Source organism: Burkholderia sp. AU45251 (assembly GCF_030482905.1).
Lineage (GTDB): Bacteria > Pseudomonadota > Gammaproteobacteria > Burkholderiales > Burkholderiaceae > Burkholderia > Burkholderia aenigmatica.
The window spans coordinates 150,301-167,902 of record NZ_JAUJQH010000014.1 but is presented as its reverse complement, the minus strand read 5'-3'; the positions used below and the strand labels follow the sequence as shown (position 1 = coordinate 167,902).

The following is a 17,602-nucleotide window of genomic DNA, read 5'->3' as shown; positions in this document are numbered from 1 at the left end:
CCATGTCGGGGAAACAGCCGGTCGAGGTGCTGCTTCGCCCAGCGGTGGAGCTATATACCGTCGCGGCGTGTGCAGGCGCCGCGTTTCTGTCCCTGGTGGCCCCCTGGTCGCTCGCGCTGAGCCCCGCCATGGGCGTCGGCGGTGCGTTGGCGTTCGGTGCCTACGGCGCCATCCGCTACCGCGATGCCCGCGTCATCCTGCGCTACCGGCGCAATATCCGCAGGCTGCCGCGCTACGTGATGACCAGCAAGGACGTGCCGGTCAGCCAGCAACGGCTGTTCGTGGGGCGCGGGTTCCTGTGGGAGCAGAAGCACACCCATAGGCTCATGCAGACGTACCGGCCGGAGTTCCGCCGCTACGTCGAGCCGACACCGGCCTACCGGCTGGCGCGACGGCTGGAAGAACGGCTGGAGTTCGCGCCGTTCCCGCTGTCCCGGCTGTCGAAACTCACCGGCTGGGACGTGCCTTTCAACCCGGTGCGGCCGCTGCCACCTGTGGGTGGCCTGCCGCGCCTGCACGGCATCGAACCCGAGGAGGTGGACGTCAGCCTGCCGCTGGGCGAGCGCGTCGGCCACTCACTGGTACTGGGCACCACGCGCGTCGGCAAGACCCGGCTGGCCGAACTGTTCGTGACGCAGGACATCCGGCGCGTGAACGCCGCGGGCGAGCACGAGGTGGTGATCGTCATTGACCCCAAGGGCGATGCCGATCTCCTGAAGCGGATGTACGTCGAAGCCCTGCGCGCGGGCCGCGAAGGCGAGTTCTACGTCTTCCACCTGGGTTGGCCGGACATCTCCGCACGCTACAACGCCGTGGGCCGCTTCGGCCGCATCAGCGAGGTGGCCACCCGCGTCGCGGGGCAGCTTTCCGGCGAAGGCAACTCAGCCGCCTTCCGAGAGTTTGCGTGGCGATTCGTCAACATCATCGCCCGCGCCCTGGTGGAGCTGGGACAGCGGCCCGACTACATGCTGATCCAGCGGCACGTCATCAACATCGACGCGCTGTTCATCGAGTACGCCCAGCACTACTTCGCCAAGACCGAGCCCAAGGCCTGGGAGGTGATCGTCCAGATCGAGGCCAAGCTCAACGAGAAGAACATCCCGCGCAACATGATCGGGCGCGAGAAGCGCGTGGTGGCGCTGGAGCAGTACCTCTCGCAGGCGCGCAACTACGACCCGGTGCTGGATGGCCTGCGCTCGGCGGTTCGCTACGACAAGACGTACTTCGACAAGATCGTAGCCAGCCTCTTGCCGCTGCTGGAGAAGCTCACCAGCGGCAAGATCGCGCAGCTCCTGGCCCCGAACTACTCCGACCTGGCCGACCCGCGCCCGATCTTCGACTGGATGCAGATCATCCGTAAGAGGGCCATCGTCTATGTGGGCCTGGATGCGCTCTCCGATGCCGAGGTTGCCGCAGCGGTCGGCAACTCGATGTTCAGCGATCTCGTGTCGGTCGCCGGGCATATCTACAAGCATGAGATCGATGACGGGCTGCCGGGCGCATCGGCCGGTGCGCGCGTGCCGATCAATGTCCACGCCGACGAATTCAACGAGTTGATGGGCGACGAATTCATCCCGCTGATCAACAAGGGCGGCGGTGCCGGCCTGCAAGTCACCGCCTACACGCAGACCCTCTCGGACATTGAGGCCCGCATCGGCAACCGCGCGAAAGCTGGTCAGGTGATCGGGAATTTCAACAACCTGTTCATGCTGCGCGTGCGCGAGACCGCGACCGCCGAACTGCTGACCCGGCAATTGCCGAAGGTCGAGGTCTATACGACCACCATCGTCAGCGGTGCGACCGACAGCTCGGACATTCGCGGGGCGACGGATTTCACGTCGAACACCCAGGACCGCATCAGCATGTCCAGCGTGCCGATGATCGAGCCGTCGCACGTCGTCGGCCTGCCGAAAGGCCAGTGCTTCGCGCTGCTGCAGGGCGGCCAGCTTTGGAAAGTGCGCATGCCGCTGCCGGCGCCGGACCCGGACGAAGTGATGCCGGCAGACTTGCAGCAACTGGCCGGGTACATGCGCCAGAGCTACAGCGAAGCGACGCAGTGGTGGGAGTTCACCAGTTCCCCGGCCCTGCAGGACACGCGCCTGCCCGACGACCTGCTGGATGACGCCGCTGCGGCCGAACCTCCCGCGGTGACCACCACCACCGGCGATGGCTCCGGCAACGAGGCCTCGCCATGAAGGACGCCGCCTCGACTGCGCAACGGGAGCAGAACCAGCGTCAGGGCCTGATCGTCGGCACCATCACCTTGCCGTTTCGGCTGCTCGGGGTGCTGATCGGCTCACTGCTGTTCTCGATCGTCGTGGAGTGCGTCGGCATGCACCTGTTCTGGAAGGACCAGGGCTGGCGGCACTCGCAGCAGATGTTGCAGTACGAACTGGGGCACCTGTCCAGCCACTTCACGCGCAGCGTGGTCGTGCAGGAACCGGGGCGCACGGCGCACGAGTTGGTGGACACCGGCTACGAATGGGTATTCGTTCGCTCTGGGCTGCTGGAGCGCATGAGCCAGACCGCCGAGCGCGCCCGCGCACCCAGCCACGGGCAGACACGCAACTTCCGCTACTACATCAGCCAGGTCTATGTCTGGACCGAGAGCTACCTGATCGCCGCGGCTTTCACGACGCTCACGTTCCTCGTGCGCCTGCTGGTCCTGGTGCTCACGTTGCCACTGATCTTCACTGCGGCGTTCGTTGGCCTGATCGACGGTCTTGTGCGGCGGGACGTGCGCCGGTTCGGCGCAGGCCGGGAATCGGGCTTCATCTACCACCGCGCGAAGGCGAGCCTGATGCCGCTGGCCGTGCTGCCGTGGGTCACCTATCTGGCCTTGCCGATCTCGGTGCATCCACTGCTAATCCTGTTGCCGAGCGCCGCCTTGCTGGGGCTGGCGGTATCCCTGACCGCGGGGAGCTTCAAGAAGTACCTCTGAAGTAGAGCACGCCGCGCAGCGCTGATGCTCAGGCCTTCATCCGCGCATGCACCTGCTCCCAGGCCTGCGCAGCGCGCACCTGCGCTTCCTGCATTTCGGCTCGGATCAACTCGGTCATCTCGGCGTGGCCGGCTTCCGCTTCCTCCCAGATGAAGTACCGGCGCATCTGGTGCGTCACACCATCCACAAAGACCATCGTCTCGAACAGGAGTGGATCGCCACCAAGTCCGTGGTTGTGGTCCAGCCCAAGAAAGACCGTGAAGATACAGACGTCATCGATCCAGGTCTCCACCACGCGCCGATCAGCTACTGAAAACCAGGCGCCCCACTCGGCAATGCTCTCGCACGGCACGGCACGGCACGGCACGGCACGACGACCGTCCAGCGTGTAGTGCATGTGGCAAGGGAATTGGGGAAGCGGCATACTGAAAGAGTACCCGAAGGCGCTTGCGCTCCCAAAGCCGACGCCAGTTTCTCGCCACGCTGACGCGGCGTTCTTTCCCGCTCTCCAGACCCTGAGACCGAGCGCAAGTCCATCAATCCGGGCATGCGCGAATTCCTATTGTTTGCGGCCTAAAAGCCCCTCGCTGCCCACGATCAAGCCATTGCTGATCACACAGGAATGGCGCGATGTTGGCTCCGATCTGGCAGCGCGCCGCGCATCGCGGCGTGCCCATTTTTCTCGTGACGGCCCTGCTGCTGGGTCAGTGCCCGATGGCGTTGGCCGAGTCCCCCGCACAGCGCCAGGAGCTGGTCGCCGCGCTGCGCCAGCTCGACGCGCTGGAGCGCACCGTCGCCGACAGCGCCGCGCGTGCCCCCATCCAGCCGGGCGAGCGCTACCACTTCGATTACCCGCGGTTGCTGGCTGACCTGGCGCGCGTGCGCGCCGGCATCCGGACCCATCTCACACCGTCGCGTGCCCAGCCGCGCGACCCCTCCGAACTGGCCGGCGACTACCGCACCGAGCGGTCCGCTTCGCCATCGCCGAGGACTACGGAAGCCAAGCAATGAACGGCGCCCAGGTCTCGGCATTTCAAGCCAACAGCGGCATCGCGCCTTCGGTGATGGCGACCGTCCTGGTCGGCGCCGTGTTCGCGGTCCTGCTCGCCTGGGGCGTCTGGGCCATCCGAACGGCCTACGTGGGGTGGGCAGAGAGCCGCCTCAACCAGCGCCAGTTCCTCGGCGTCTGCATCCGCTTCGTCGCGATGTACCTCGTCCTGAGCTTCTTCCTTCTCTCCTGAACCGAAAGGCACGACCATGCAAAACCGCATCCTCCATTCCCGTCTTGCCCAGCGCGCCGCCGTGGCACTGGGCGCCGCCACGCTGCCCGCGCTGTCGTTCGCGCAGGGGCTTCCCCAGTTGGAGAACCCGACCCGCGGCACCGGCAACGGCATCATGGAAACGATCAGGAACTACGGCTACGACATCATCATGCTCGTGGCGCTCCTGGTCGTGGCGTCGATGTTTATCGGCGTCTGCTACCACGCCTACGGCACCTACGCGGAAATCCACACCGGCCGCAAGACCTGGGGCCAGTTCGGCCTCACCGTCGCGATCGGTGCCGTGCTGCTCGTGATCGGCATCTGGCTGCTCACCGAAGCCACCGGCATCCTGTAAGGCGAGGCCGGTATGTCCGAGCAGCAGCACGTCCGTGCGGACGGGACGGTCACGTTCCTTCCGCACCGGCTCAACCGCCATCCCGTTGTCGTGCGCGGCCTCACCGCCGACGAACTGTGGATCTGCTGCGGCCTGTCCGGCGCCGCCGGCCTGCTGGTCGGTGCGCCGCTGTCCTGGGTGTTCCGCACGATCGCCATCGCGCCGACGTTCGTCGTCCTGGGCGTGGCCCTGGGCGTCTTCATCGGCGGCGGCATCCTGCGCCGGCTCAAGCGCGGGCGTCCCGATACCTGGCTGTACCGGCAACTGCAATGGCGCATCGCCACGCGCCATCCGCTGATGGCGGGATGGGTAGGCGGCCACGTGCTGATCTCGCGCTCCGGCTTCTGGTCCACCCGAAGGTCTGCCGCAAGGGGGGCACGATGAGCCGGTTCAAGAACGAGATCACCCACCTGCAGGCGCACATCAAGACGCTTCGCCTGGGGGCTGGCGCGCTGGTCATCGTCGCCCTGGTCATGGGCGGGGGCTGGTGGAGCGCGCCGCGCGACCTGACCATCCACGTCCCGCCCGACCTGCGCTCCGGCAGCACCCGCAAGTGGTGGGAAGTGCCGCCCGAATCGGTCTATGCGTTCACGTTCTACGTGTTCCAGACCCTCAACCGCTGGCCGACGAACGGCGAAGAGGACTATCCGCGCAACCTCCACACGCTCTCGCCGTACCTCACCCCGTCCTGCCAGGCCTTCCTGCGCGCGGACTACGACTACCGCCGCAGCACGGGCGAGCTGCGCCAGCGCGTGCGCGGTATCTACGAAATCCCCGGCCGCGGCTATGGCGACGACCCCACGGCGCGCGTGCGCGTGGTCTCCGACCGCGACTGGGTGGTGACGCTCGACATCACCGCCGACGAGTACTACGGCGCCGAGCAGGTTAAGCGCGCGCTCGTGCGCTACCCGGTGAAGGTCACGCGGGTGGACGTCGATCCAGCCCGCAACCCGTTCGGCCTGGCGCTGGACTGCTACGACGGCGCGCCCCAACGCATCAGCGCCCCGGAGCCGACGCGCCCGGCGCCTGGCGGCCTGTCTTCGCAAGCGCCCCAAGGAGGAAACACCCCATGAAGCATCCTGCATTCACGCTGCTGGGGCTGTTGGCCGTGGCCACCACAGTGGTCATGTCCCCCGCCGCCCGCGCGGTCGAAATCCTGCGCTGGGAACGCATGCCGCTCGCGCTGCCGCTGAAGGTAGGCCAGGAGCGCATCGTGTTCATCGACCGGAACGTCCGCGTGGGCGTGCCGGCGGGCGTGGGCGAACGCCTGCGCGTGCAGAGCGCGGGTGGCGCGGTGTACCTGCGCGCCAGCGAGCCGATCGAGCCCACGCGGCTGCAATTGCAGGACGCCGACACGGGCGCGCTGTTCCTGCTCGACATCGCGGCCGAGCCGCCCAAGGACGGCGAGGCCGAGCTGGAGCCGGTGCGCATCGTCGAGGGCAGCAGCACCCCGGCGCGCTATGGCGATCAGGCAGGCGGTGCCGATGAGGCCCCGGCACGCGCCCAGAATCAGACAGGCGCTCATGCGGCGCGGCGCGAAACCCCGGTTTCGGTCGTCCTGACGCGCTTCGCCGCTCAGAACCTTTACGCGCCCCTGCGCACCGTGGAGCCGCTGCCAGGCGTCATGCGGGTGAACCTGCGCCGTGACCTCGACCTCGGCACGCTGATGCCGACGCTGCCGGTGCGCGCGGTCGCGCTCGCGTCGTGGCGTCTGGAAGACCAGTGGGTCACCGCCGTGCGTCTGACCAACAGCAGCAGCGGCTGGGTCACGCTCGACCCGCGCGTGCTGCAAGGCGACTTCCTCACCGCAACCTTCCAGCACGAATCATTGGGTCCGCGCGGATCTCCCGAGGACACGACCGTCCTGTACCTGGTGACGCGTGGGCACGGCCTCGCGCAATCGCTGCTGCCGGCGATCCACCGCTTCGACCCCGCTGCGCACCTGGCGCAGCCGGAAGCTGAAGCCGACGACGGCAAGGGGGCCCGCCATGCGCAGTAACGGCCTGCTCAAGTGGCTGATGATCCCGGTCGCCTTGCTGGTGCTGTTCGTTGCCATCCGGCTGTTCTCCGGCGGAAGCACGTCGGCACCGCCCGCTGCGGATGCCGGCTCCAAGCTCACGCCCGAGGAAATGAAGGCATTGGGCATCGAAGGCGATACCCCCCGCGATACCGTGGCAACGCTCGTCGCCCAGGTAAAGCAGTTGCGTACCGAGCTTCAGACCGCGCTAACCGACAACAAGTCGCAGCGCGAGGAAAACCAGCGGCTGCGCCAGCGCGAGAACTCCATCGATCAACGCATCAATTCGGCCCTCGAATCCGAGCGCTCGAACCTGCGCCGCGACCAGGAACAGGCGACCAGTGCGCGCCAGCAGACTGAAGGGCTGCTCGCCGACCTGCAGCGGCGTCTGGACAGCATCGGCGGGCGTGGCGGCGGCCATGCCGATCTGCCTGTGGGCCTGGGGCTGCGCGATGGCGACGAAGCCGGCATGGAAGGCGGCGTGCGGTGGGTCGAACCGGACGACGCGAAGAAGGCCGAGGGCCGCAACAACGGTCGTGGCACGGGCAGCGGCATGAGCTTCCCGACGAGCTTCGGCCCCGCGCAAAGCACGCTGGAAACCACCATGGAGAACGTGGCGAACGCCGGCGCACGTGCAGCAGGCGTCAAGAGCGCCAAGCCGGTCTATACCGTGCCGACCAACTCCACGCTGATGGGCTCCGTGGCGATGACGGCGCTGATCGGCCGCGTACCGATCGACGGGACGGTGAACGATCCGTACCCCTTCAAGGTGCTGGTCGGGCCGGACAACCTCACGGCCAATGGGATTGATATTCCCGACGTGGCCGGCGCTGTGTTCAGCGGAACCGCCTCGGGCGACTGGACGCTCTCATGCGTGCGCGGCCAGGTGCGCAGTATCACCTTCGTCTTCAACGACGGCACGATTCGCACCATCCCCGAAGACCGCGAAGGCAATCAGCAGAACAACCAGCAGCGCGACGGCCTAGGCTGGATCAGCGATCCGCACGGCATCCCCTGCGTCAGCGGCGAGCGGCGCAGCAATGCCCAGCAATACCTCGGCTCGCAGGCCCTGATCACGGCGGCCGGTGCCGGCGTGGCCTCGCTCATCGAGAGCGACAGCGGCCGCATGTCCTATGTCGGCTCGGACGGTTCCATCGGCACCGTGGGCATCAGCGGCCAGGAAGCAGTCGGCCAGATCCTCGCGGGCGGCGTCCGTGACATGTCGGCCTGGGTCAACAAGCTCTACGGCCAGGCCTTCGCCGCCGTCTATGTGCAGCCCGGCGCCAAGGTCGCTGTCCACCTCGAAAAACCGCTGGCCATCGATCACGACCCCGAAGGCCGCAAGGTCGATCACCGTGCAGGAGAAAGCCATGCGCTCGAACTCGATTAAGGGCCTGGCGCTGGCCCTCGCCGTCGCTGTGCTCGGCGGCTGCGCCACCAGCAAGGAAGAACTGCTGACCCATAGCGACCGCACCATGATGGACATCTGGCAGCAGGAAACGGGTGGCGGCGGCGGTGGCACCGGCCAGGTCGCGCGCCGGCAGTTGCTCGACGCGCGCCAGAGCCTGCGCCGGCCGCTGACCGAGGCCGACGTGCAGGCCGCGCCCGCCGAACAGATGCGCTACACGCGCACGGCACGCAACGAGGTCTATCGCCAGTTTCACCGCCTGCCCAATCCCGACCTGGTGATGTACGTGTACCCGCACTTGGCGGGCACGGACCCCGTACCCGTGCCGGGCTACACGACGGTCTTCCCCCTGTACCAACGGGTGCAGTACGCCATGCCGGGCGAGCGCGTGGAGGACTACTGATGCGCTGGAAACTACCCTGGTCGAAGTTTGCCGCATCCGGCGCCGGCGATGACGAGCAGCCGGACGGCTGGCAGCGCCACGTCGACGCCTTGCACCAGGCCGGCATCCCCGAACCCGGTGCAGCACTCCAAGGCCGCAGGCCGGCGACGGTAGCCAACGAGCAGGCGCTGTACGACGTCGCGCCGTCGTTCGCGGAACTGCTGCCTTGGGTGGAGTTCCTGCCGCAGTCGAAGTCCATGCTGCTGGAGGATGGGCAGTCGGTCGCTGCCTTCTACGAGCTGGTGCCGCTGGGCACCGAGGGCCGGGAACCCGGCTGGCTCGCGCATGCCCGCGACGCCTTGGAGAACGCGCTCCAGGACTCGTTCGATGAGCTGGACGAAAACCCCTGGGTGCTCCAGCTCTACGCCCAGGACGAACCCAGCTTCGACCAGTACATGGAGAACCTGCGCAACTACGTGCAGCCGCGCGCCCGCGGCACCGCGTTCACCGAGTTCTACCTTCGCTTCTTCAGCCACCACCTGCGCGCGGTCGCCAAGCCCGGTGGACTTTTCGAGGACACGGTAGTGACTCGCCTTCGCTGGCGCGGCCAGACGCGGCGGGTTCGCATGGTCGTCTATCGGCGTGCCACCGGGCAGGCGAACCGCCGCGGCCAGACGCCCGAGCAGATGTTGAACATCGTCTGCGACCGCCTGTGCGGCGGCTTGGCGAACGCCGGCATCCAGGCACGGCGCATGGTCGCAGCCGACGTCCACGACTGGCTGCTGCGGTGGTTCAATCCGCGCCCGGCGATGCTCGGGCCGAGTGCAGAGGATCGGGAGCGCTTCTACGCGCTGGCGCGCTACCCCGACGAGGCCGAGGACGGCGAAATCGAGCTGGCGAGCGGTCGGGATTTCAGCCAGCGGCTGTTCTTCGGTCAGCCACGCTCCGACGTGGAGCACGGCACCTGGTACTTCGACGGCATGCCGCATCGCGTGTTAATCACCGACCGCCTGCGTATGCCGCCCGGCACCGGACACCTGACAGGCGAAACCCGCAAAGGGGATGCGATCAACACGCTGTTCGACCAGATGCCGGAAGACACCCTGATGTGTCTCACGATGGTCGCCACGCCGCAGGATGTGCTGGAAGCGGACCTCAACCACCTGGCGAAGAAGGCGGTGGGCGAGACGCTGGCGTCGGAGCAGACGCTCAAGGACGTGCAGGAGGCACGGTCCCTGATCGGCAGCGCGCACAAGCTCTACCGGGGAACGCTGGCGTTCTACCTGCGCGGACGCGACGAAGCGGAACTGGACCGGCGCGGCCTGGACCTGGCGAACGTCATGCTCAACGCCGGCTTGCAGCCGGTGCGCGAGGACGACGAGGTGGCACCGCTCAACAGCTACTTGCGCTGGCTGCCGTGCTGCTACAACCCTGGCCAGGATCGGCGCAAGTGGTACACCCAACTGATGTTCGCGCAGCACATCGCGAACGTGTCGCCGGTGTGGGGCCGCGCCCAAGGTACGGGGCACCCCGGCATCACGATGTTCAATCGCGGTGGCGGCCCGATTACGTTTGACCCCTTGAACAGATTGGATCGGCAGATGAACGCCCATCTGTTTCTGTTCGGCCCTACGGGCTCGGGGAAGTCCGCAACGCTTAACAACCTCTTGAACCAAGTCACGGCGATATACCGCCCGCGGCTGTTCATCGTGGAGGCCGGCAACAGCTTCGGTCTGTTCAGCGACTTCGCACGCAAGCTCGGGCTGACGGTGAACCGGGTCAAGCTGGCCCCTGGCTCGGGCATCAGCCTGGCACCGTTCGCCGATGCGCGCCGGCTGATCGAAACGCCGAGCGACGTGCAGACACTCGATGCCGATGCGCTGGACGAGGACGTACCCCCCGACGCCTCAGCCATGGAAGCGGACGAGCAGCGCGACGTGCTGGGCGAACTGGAGATCACGGCCAGGCTGATGATCACGGGCGGCGAAGACAAGGAAGAAGCCCGGATGACGCGGGCCGACCGCTCGTTAATCCGGCAGTGCATCCTCGACGCCGCCGAGCACTGCCACGGTGGAGGTGGTAGCGAGAAGCGCACCGTTCTCACGCGCGACGTGCGCAACGCGCTGCGCACCCGCGGCCAGGACCCGACGCTGCCCGAGATGCGCCGCGTGCGGCTGCTGGAGATGGCGGACGCAATGGACATGTTCTGCCAAGGCACGGACGGCGAGATGTTCGACCGCGACGGCACGCCGTGGCCCGAGGCCGACATCACCCTGGTCGATCTGGCGACATACGCCCGCGAAGGCTACAACGCGCAGCTCTCCATCGCCTACATCAGCTTGATCAGCACGGTGAACAACATCGCTGAGCGCGACCAGTATTTGGGGCGCCCGATCATCAACGTGACCGACGAAGGTCACGTGATCACCAAGAACCCGCTGCTCGCTCCCTACGTGGTCAAGATCACAAAAATGTGGCGCAAGCTAGGGGCCTGGTTCTGGCTGGCTACACAAAATATCGACGATCTGCCGCGTGCCGCGGAGCCCATGCTCAACATGATTGAGTGGTGGATCTGCCTGTCGATGCCGCCCGATGAGGTCGAGAAGATTGCACGCTTCCGCGAACTCTCGCCCGCGCAGAAAGCGCTGATGCTCTCGGCGCGCAAAGAAGCGGGCAAGTTCACCGAGGGCGTCATCCTTTCCAAGAGCATGGAAGTGCTGTTCCGCGCCGTGCCGCCCAGCCTGTACTTGGCGTTGGCGCAGACCGAACCCGAAGAGAAGGCCGAGCGCTACCAGCTCATGCAGCACTACGGCTGCACCGAACTGGAAGCGGCCTTCAAGGTGGCCGAGAAGATCGACCAGGCGCGCGGCATCGAGTCGCCGGCCTTGGAACTGTCGTAAGACGGAGAACGCCATGGAACAGAAACGTCCTTCCATTCCGATGCAGGTCCAGGCGTTCCGCCGCCGCAACGGGCGGCCCCGCTGGCCCTGGGCATTGGCTGCTGTGCTGGTCGCGCTGCTGCTGATCTGGCTTGTGTCAAGGTCGCCCGGCGAATCCCCGCCGCAGCCGCCCACGCCGGTCAGCATGGCACCGGTGGCCGGGCCGCCCTGGCTAATGGGCAACCCCAAAGGCCGTTTCACGCTGACGCTCTATGCCGACCTGGAGTGCCCGTTCTGCCGGGAGTATTTCCCGCAGCTCAAGCGGTGGATCGGCAACAACACCGACGTGGCGCTGCAATGGCACCACCAGCCGCTGGCCGAGCACGAGCCGGCCGCGTCAGCCGAGGCACGCCTAGTGGAATGCGCTGCCGAAGCAGGTGGGCATGTCGCGTTCTGGCAGGCGATCGAATGGGTCTATGCCCACACGCGCAGCGGCGGCCAGGGCTTGCCCGATGGCTTGCGGTACCCCGAATCGACGCCAGCCAGCGAGCAGTGCATGGCAAGCGAAAGGCCCAGTGCGGCTATCCGCGCCCAGGCTGCGGAAGCCACCAAGAGCGGCGTAACCGCCACGCCGTCGCTGCGCCTGCTCGATCGCCAAACGGGCCAGGCCATCCTGCTGCAGGGGCCGATCGAGGGCGATGCCTTGCTGTCAGCCATGGACATGCTGGCGGCTGAGGGTCCGACCAGCACACCCACATCCGAAATGCCTGCCGACGTCGTCGGCGACATGCCCAGGTAGCCCCGGTCTTCAAGGCTACGGCGCAGTCCTCTGCGCTGACCGCGACTCGTTCGCCTTGCATCCTGGCCGCGAACGGTCACCGCAATCGCGGTGATGGATGCATCTTTTCATTCTCATCCCCAGGAGGGCTTGCCCTCGGGGGCGCGCGCCCTCCGATCTCACCGTCTGGAGGTTCGCCATGTCTTTCGCCATCAATGACTCCTGTGTGGAGTCGCTTTCCGCCGTAGCTGCCCAGCACGAAGACTGGATCATCCAGCAGGCCATCGTGCTGCTGGAAAAACGGATCTTCAAAGCTGGACCATGCCTCAGCCAGCCGGCCGCCGTGCGGGACTATCTGCGCGTGAAACTGGTCGCTGAACCCAACGAGATATTCGCCGCTGTGTTCCTGGATAGCATGCACCAGGTGCTGGCCTACGAGCCATTGTTCAGGGGCACGATCAACTCGACTTCTGTTTATCCACGTGTCGTCGTACAGCGTGTGCTGGAGTTGAACGCCGCCGCGGTGATCTTCGCGCACCAGCACCCCTCGGGCATCTCCGAGCCGTCGAGCGCGGATCGTGTGCTGACCCAGCAACTGCAGGCCGCGCTGGCGCTCATCGATGTACGGGTACTGGATCACATCATCGTAGGCCAAGGTTCCCCGTTCTCCTTTGCGGAGTCAGGCCTGCTGTAACGGTCGCATTGCTTCATTGATCCTCGCGGAGGCTTCGGCCTCCGTTTTTTTATGGCCCGGGACAAGCAGGTATGCGGGCAGCCCGCGATGCGCATTGTTTGTTGGGGTGGCATCGGGTTCGCGTTTGACTATGGCCCTGATCAACTTTCGGGGCACGCGACATGCCGGCATCCTTTTCCACGTTCGCGTCGGGCTGGCGAACCCTTGGTCTCGTCGTGGCGCTGCCGGCGTCCCTGGCCGTGTTCAGCCCCGTCACCTTCGCAGCCGACGTACTGGTCGTCACCGACAGCCACCACCCGGTCAAGACCATGGGCGGCGAGCGGCTGATCGAGCTGGACGAAGCCCGCCGGATTGAAGCGGAGCTTTCTGCGGAACTGCCCGCCGCCCCCGAACAGGCGGCGGCCACCGTCAAGCGTCGGCTGAACCAAGGCGGCGCCGACCTACAGCGCCGCATCGCTTCCGCATACCAGGGCGTCACCGACGCATGGAGCCTGGGCATCACCAGCATCCCGGCTGTCGTGGTGGATCAGCGCTACGTGGTCTATGGCGAGCCGGATGTGGCCCGCGCTGTCGCGCGCATCGAGCAGCGTCGGAGGACCCAGCCATGACGAGGCCATTCGACCTTATGCGCCGCATGCGGGCTGGCGTGGCTTCCTTGCTGCTGCTCAGCGCCACGGGTAGCTACGCCTTGAACACCACCGCCATCGTTGCCTCGGTGGCCTCGCCCGATTGCTTGGAGTACCGGGTGGTGGGTATCTGCTACTGGCTCTACTGCACCTGGGGAGGCTGCACGGTGCGCACCTCTGTCAAGGTGCGCCACTACATCCCCGATGCGGTCGTCTCCAGCTACAGCAACACGGGCGAGAACCCGTGGGTCGAAGTCCGGGCGATGAGTACGGCCAACCCGTCCGCCCAAGCGGGCGGCGATGGAACGACGAACGAGGATCACGAAAACAATCTCGCGAAATTCAAGAACGCCGACGTGATCGGCCATCCCGGCGTCGAGGTGTTCAACCAGTTTGTTTCGTCCTCGGGCTACTTCTGCGAGGGCGCGGGAACGGCATTCATGCCGTATCTGCTCAGCACCTTGGACACGCTTGCCTGGCGCTACAACGTGCCCGAGATGGCCTACCCGGAGGCATTGATTCCCGGCATGCGCGAGGTCGGCGCACGCACCACGATGAACCTTTGGGGCAACGTGTATCCCCGCGGCGGCTTCCTGCACCAGACCGACGACCACAAATCGGGAGCCGTGGTGGCCCAGCGTGCGGGCGATGTCGTCACGCGCCGCGGGCAGTTGCACGTGTACCAGCCGCTGCTTGCCAATGCCCGCGATGGCTACTGGCCCGCCAGCGCGCTGATGGAGGGTGATGCCTCGACTGGCAAGTGGCAGGAACTCACGCCCGTCCTGTCCTCGTCCTGCACGGTTTTCCCACGCACCGGCTTCCTGACTCAGGCCCAGCAAGGCGACTACGCCTGGGCGCTGTGGCGGCCGTATGCCTGCTGCGAACGCCGTGGACAGGTGTTCCTTGGCAGCGTTGATTTCCTTTGAGGTGCCGCGATGAAGCGTTCCGACTCTATGCAGTTCTCCCCACCGGCTCGTGGCAAGAGGATCTGTTTGGCGCTTACCGGCGCGTTGGTTCTGGCAAGCGGCGTGGCCTGGGGCCAACTGGGCTACCAGACCAGCGGCAACGTCATCGGCGATGACGTCATGTACTCCATCGGCGGCGGCAGCGCCGTTTCGATGGGCCGCGCAGCCGGCATGCGCTCGCTCGGCGTGGGTGTCGGCTGGAACAGCAATCTGATCTGCGGCGACATGAGCATCCAGACCACGTTGAAGAATCAACTCAACGGTGTCACCAATGGCTTTCAGCAGATCATGTCCTCGGTGATCCAGAGTGCTACGAGTGCTGTGGCGTCCCTGCCGGCGTTGATCATCCAGCGTGCAGATCCAGGCCTCTACAACCTGCTCACCAACGGCGTTCTGCAAGCGCGGCTGGATTTCGACCGCTCGAAGCTGACGTGCCGCGCCATGGCCGAAAAGATGGCCGAAACGGCTGGCGGCCAACTCGGCTGGAGCCAGATGGCAGAGGGGTTGGCGCTGCGTGACGCTGTTTCGAGCACGGATGCCGTCTCGGCCATCGAGCAGGCCGAGACGCGCCGTGGCAACGATGGCGTGCCCTGGGTCGGGGGAAGCAATGCCGGCGGCTCCGGTCAGCCCGCGATCAAGGTGGTCGGTGACGTCACCCGCGCGGGCTACAACCTGGTCAATGGCCGCGGGGTGACCGACACGTCGGCAATCGCTCCGGCCAGTTGCACGAGCCTGTCGTGCCAAACCTGGACCACGCCGCAGGCGGCCATCGAGTGGGCAACACGGGTGCTCGGCGAGAAGGAGCAGCGCACCTGCGACGCCTGCACCAAGACGGAGACGGTGCCCGGCGTCGGGCTGACGCCCCTGATCCAGGAGGAGTACGACGCCAAGCTGCAGGCGCTCCAGGACCTGGTCTCCAAGGCGAAGAACACGACGCCCGAAAACCTGCGGGAGGCCGGCAGCGCGTCGCTGCCCATCACGCGCGGCGTGGTCGAGGCACTGCGCGACGAACCGGACCAGCACCTGCTGTCGCAGCGCCTGGCGTCCGAGGTTGCGCTGGCGTCGGTGCTGGAGAAGGCGCTACTGCTGCAACGCACGCTGCTGACCGGCAAGAAGGAGCCCAACGTGGCGGCCAACCAGCTCGCCGTGGAGGCGGTGAACCACGAGAGCGACACGCTCGATCGCGAGATTCGCAACCTCAAGACCGAGCTGGAGCTGCGCCGGGAGCTGGCGAACAACTCGCCCATGGCGATCATCCAGCGCCACGGCACGCGCGCGGCGGGCTCGCGTGGCATCTACGAAGGCGATCCGGTGCCTGACCGCCTCGATCAGTTGCAGAAGGGCAATCCGGGAGGCCGGCCATGAGCCTGATGCGTGCGGCCTGGCTGCGCCCGCGCTGGCTGTTCAACCGGCGCGCAGCGAAGGCGCTGCTGTGGACGATGGTACTCGCGGCCGTCGCCGTGGGTGCCAACATCGTTGGCATCTACCTCGTCGGAAGTGTCGCGGGCTGGGAGCGTTGGCTGGCGGCAGCAGCGGGCTACTTCCTGGTCTGGCGGCTGTGCCTGTATGGCGCGACGGCCTACGGCTGGGTCTGGATGCGTCGCCGGCTGCTTGCGCGTGAGGACGACGCGCAAGCGCGGCGCCGCCTGGTACGCAGCGAGATCGCCGGCGTCGTTGCCATCGTGGCGCTTGAAGCCAGCCTGTTGATGCAGGGCTGAGGGGAGGTCCGAGCCATGACGCTTTTCACAACCGACTACCTGGAGTACTACCTGACCTTGGTGTCCTGGATCGTCAACAACGGCATCTGGGCGGTACTGGTATCCAGCGGGGTATTCGCACTGCCCTTCGTGGCGATCATCGTGCAGGAATGGCTTAAGGCCCGTGCGGAAGGTGCCGACGAAGGCAACAAGGGCGTGCTCTCGGCCGCACGCATCGAGAACCGGGTGTTCGTCGCCATCGTGGTGGTGATGTTCGCCGGCATCCCCTTCATCGACGTGGACCTCAACACAATTCAGTACGACAGCTCGCGCTCGGCCCAGTGCCAGGTCAACGTGCCGCAGCCCACGGATACCGGCTGGTCCCAGTCCTTCAGCACCATCAACAACCAGAGTGCCAAGGTGCCGGTCTGGTGGGCCTTCATGCACGCGCTCTCGCGCGCCGTCACCAGCGCCTCGGTGGCGGCAATCCCGTGCGGGACAGACCTGCGACAGATGCGCATGGAGATCGACGCTACCCGCATCAATGACCCGGTTCTGGCTCAGGAAGTGGCCGATTTCACACACGACTGCTACGGACCTGCACGCGCTAAATTGTTCATGGCGCGGCCGGAGCTGGACGACGCTCAAATGAACGACGTGACCTGGATCGGTTCGAGGTTTTTCACGGATACCGGCGGCTACTACGACAGCTACCGTTCCAGCACGGCGCGCGAGTCATGGCCCTATGACGACACCCGCGACGCAGGGCTTGCGCAGGTGGCCAGTGGCGGCGGCTACCCGACCTGCAGGCAGTGGTGGGCCGATGGCAGCAACGGCCTGCGGGCACGGCTGCTGGGCCAGGTGGACCCCAGCCTGTTGAATCGCTTGGCGGGCTGGGCCGGGTTCCTGAGCCGTACCGAGGTGGACGATTCGGTGGTCCGTACCATCGCGTCACCGCGACAGCAGAAGCTCAACCAGGGTTCGGTCTATACCGACTACGGCGGCCAGATCGACAAGACCCTGCCGAACATCGTGACGCGGGCCACGGGGGATGTAGGAATGGCGGTCGGGGCACTTGCCGCATTTCCCGCCATGGACGTGGTGCGCCAGGCGCTGCCCATGGTGCTTGCCTTGCTCAAGATGGCACTGGTCATCTGCATCCCGCTCGTACTGGTCGTCGGAACCTATGACCTGAAGACGGTCGTCACCGTCAGCGTCGTGCAATTCGCGCTGTTCTTCACCGATTTCTGGTTCCAACTCGCACGCTGGATCGACAGCACCATCCTCGATGCGCTCTATGGGTGGGGCTTCGGCTGGAACCGGCCACACACTAACTTCGATCCGCTGGTGGGGTTGAACAATGCCTTTGGCGACCTGCTCCTGATGTTCGTCATGGGCACGATGTTCCTGGTCTTGCCGGGCTTTTGGCTTGCGAGCCTTACCTGGGTTGGGATTCGGGCCGGGCACGTCATCCAGGGGCTTTCAGATGGCAGCAAGAGCGCCGGCCAAGCAGGCGGTAAGGGCGCTGGGGCCCTTACCGGAGGTAAGCTGAAGTAGCG

General features: G+C 66.2%; 19 protein-coding genes. 18 read left to right on the top strand and 1 reads right to left on the bottom strand.

Translation table 11 applies throughout. The annotated features are described in order from the left end of the window. The first annotated feature begins 2 nt into the window (after positions 1 to 2). Together traD and QZM67_RS25295 are read left to right on the top strand one after the other, a co-directional pair. A complete protein-coding gene (gene traD, locus QZM67_RS25300) occupies positions 3 to 2,195 on the top strand; it encodes a type IV conjugative transfer system coupling protein TraD (RefSeq protein ID WP_050159445.1) in 2,193 nt (730 codons plus the stop codon). Continuing rightward, positions 2,192 to 2,941 (top strand): TIGR03747 family integrating conjugative element membrane protein, encoded by a 750-nt coding sequence (locus QZM67_RS25295; protein WP_034032899.1) that lies wholly within the window; start codon positions 2,192 to 2,194, stop codon positions 2,939 to 2,941. The genes traD and QZM67_RS25295 overlap by 4 nt, the downstream gene beginning before the upstream one ends. Positions 2,942 to 2,969: 28 nt before the next feature. Here the strand turns inward: QZM67_RS25295 and QZM67_RS25290 are convergent, their stop codons facing one another. Continuing rightward, positions 2,970 to 3,338: a hypothetical protein gene (locus QZM67_RS25290; protein ID WP_175840907.1), complete on the bottom strand. Its 369-nt coding sequence runs from the start codon at positions 3,336 to 3,338 to the stop codon at positions 2,970 to 2,972. A gap of 233 nt (positions 3,339 to 3,571) precedes the next feature. On the opposite strand from QZM67_RS25290, the gene QZM67_RS25285 reads away from it, so the two are divergent. The 16 genes from QZM67_RS25285 (at position 3,572) to QZM67_RS25210 (ending at position 17,600) form a co-directional block, all read left to right on the top strand. Continuing rightward, positions 3,572 to 3,952: an RAQPRD family integrative conjugative element protein gene (locus tag QZM67_RS25285; protein ID WP_034032896.1), complete on the top strand. Its 381-nt coding sequence runs from the start codon at positions 3,572 to 3,574 to the stop codon at positions 3,950 to 3,952. After that, positions 3,949 to 4,182, top strand: coding sequence for a TIGR03758 family integrating conjugative element protein (locus tag QZM67_RS25280; protein ID WP_034032894.1), 234 nt, complete (start codon positions 3,949 to 3,951; stop codon positions 4,180 to 4,182). Before QZM67_RS25285 ends, QZM67_RS25280 begins: the two co-directional genes overlap by 4 nt. A gap of 16 nt (positions 4,183 to 4,198) precedes the next feature. Further along, entirely contained in the window at positions 4,199 to 4,558 is a 360-nt protein-coding gene (locus QZM67_RS25275; protein ID WP_033472245.1) for a TIGR03745 family integrating conjugative element membrane protein, read from the top strand. A 12-nt stretch (positions 4,559 to 4,570) separates the two neighbouring features. Beyond that, positions 4,571 to 4,981 (top strand): TIGR03750 family conjugal transfer protein, encoded by a 411-nt coding sequence (locus QZM67_RS25270; protein ID WP_034032892.1) that lies wholly within the window; start codon positions 4,571 to 4,573, stop codon positions 4,979 to 4,981. Beyond that, a complete protein-coding gene (locus QZM67_RS25265) occupies positions 4,978 to 5,670 on the top strand; it encodes a PFL_4703 family integrating conjugative element protein (RefSeq protein ID WP_034032889.1) in 693 nt (230 codons plus the stop codon). Before QZM67_RS25270 ends, QZM67_RS25265 begins: the two co-directional genes overlap by 4 nt. Then, positions 5,667 to 6,596, top strand: a complete 930-nt coding sequence (locus tag QZM67_RS25260; RefSeq protein ID WP_034032886.1) for a TIGR03749 family integrating conjugative element protein — start codon at positions 5,667 to 5,669, stop codon at positions 6,594 to 6,596. Before QZM67_RS25265 ends, QZM67_RS25260 begins: the two co-directional genes overlap by 4 nt. Then, the gene (locus QZM67_RS25255; protein WP_034032883.1) at positions 6,586 to 8,004 is read left to right on the top strand and encodes a TIGR03752 family integrating conjugative element protein; all 1,419 of its coding nucleotides are present in this window, start codon (positions 6,586 to 6,588) and stop codon (positions 8,002 to 8,004) included. Before QZM67_RS25260 ends, QZM67_RS25255 begins: the two co-directional genes overlap by 11 nt. Next, positions 7,985 to 8,425, top strand: a complete 441-nt coding sequence (locus QZM67_RS25250) for a TIGR03751 family conjugal transfer lipoprotein (RefSeq protein ID WP_034032881.1) — start codon at positions 7,985 to 7,987, stop codon at positions 8,423 to 8,425. Before QZM67_RS25255 ends, QZM67_RS25250 begins: the two co-directional genes overlap by 20 nt. Then, positions 8,425 to 11,304: a conjugative transfer ATPase gene (locus QZM67_RS25245; RefSeq protein WP_175840909.1), complete on the top strand. Its 2,880-nt coding sequence runs from the start codon at positions 8,425 to 8,427 to the stop codon at positions 11,302 to 11,304. Before QZM67_RS25250 ends, QZM67_RS25245 begins: the two co-directional genes overlap by 1 nt. A gap of 13 nt (positions 11,305 to 11,317) precedes the next feature. Continuing rightward, positions 11,318 to 12,082, top strand: a complete 765-nt coding sequence (locus QZM67_RS25240) for a DsbA family protein (protein ID WP_028690954.1) — start codon at positions 11,318 to 11,320, stop codon at positions 12,080 to 12,082. A 178-nt stretch (positions 12,083 to 12,260) separates the two neighbouring features. Continuing rightward, positions 12,261 to 12,755, top strand: coding sequence for a DNA repair protein RadC (radC, locus tag QZM67_RS25235; RefSeq protein WP_023103898.1), 495 nt, complete (start codon positions 12,261 to 12,263; stop codon positions 12,753 to 12,755). Between the two features lie 161 nt (positions 12,756 to 12,916). Further along, positions 12,917 to 13,363, top strand: a complete 447-nt coding sequence (locus QZM67_RS25230; RefSeq protein WP_017514119.1) for a TIGR03757 family integrating conjugative element protein — start codon at positions 12,917 to 12,919, stop codon at positions 13,361 to 13,363. After that, positions 13,360 to 14,307 (top strand): TIGR03756 family integrating conjugative element protein, encoded by a 948-nt coding sequence (locus QZM67_RS25225; RefSeq protein WP_023103897.1) that lies wholly within the window; start codon positions 13,360 to 13,362, stop codon positions 14,305 to 14,307. Before QZM67_RS25230 ends, QZM67_RS25225 begins: the two co-directional genes overlap by 4 nt. Before the next feature lie 9 nt (positions 14,308 to 14,316). Continuing rightward, on the top strand, positions 14,317 to 15,711 hold the full coding sequence (locus tag QZM67_RS25220) for an integrating conjugative element protein (RefSeq protein WP_023103896.1): 1,395 nt from the start codon (positions 14,317 to 14,319) through the stop codon (positions 15,709 to 15,711). Beyond that, positions 15,708 to 16,064, top strand: coding sequence for a hypothetical protein (locus QZM67_RS25215; RefSeq protein WP_017516006.1), 357 nt, complete (start codon positions 15,708 to 15,710; stop codon positions 16,062 to 16,064). Before QZM67_RS25220 ends, QZM67_RS25215 begins: the two co-directional genes overlap by 4 nt. Before the next feature lie 15 nt (positions 16,065 to 16,079). Continuing rightward, on the top strand, positions 16,080 to 17,600 hold the full coding sequence (locus QZM67_RS25210) for a conjugal transfer protein TraG N-terminal domain-containing protein (RefSeq protein WP_028698647.1): 1,521 nt from the start codon (positions 16,080 to 16,082) through the stop codon (positions 17,598 to 17,600). The last annotated feature ends 2 nt before the right edge of the window (positions 17,601 to 17,602 follow it).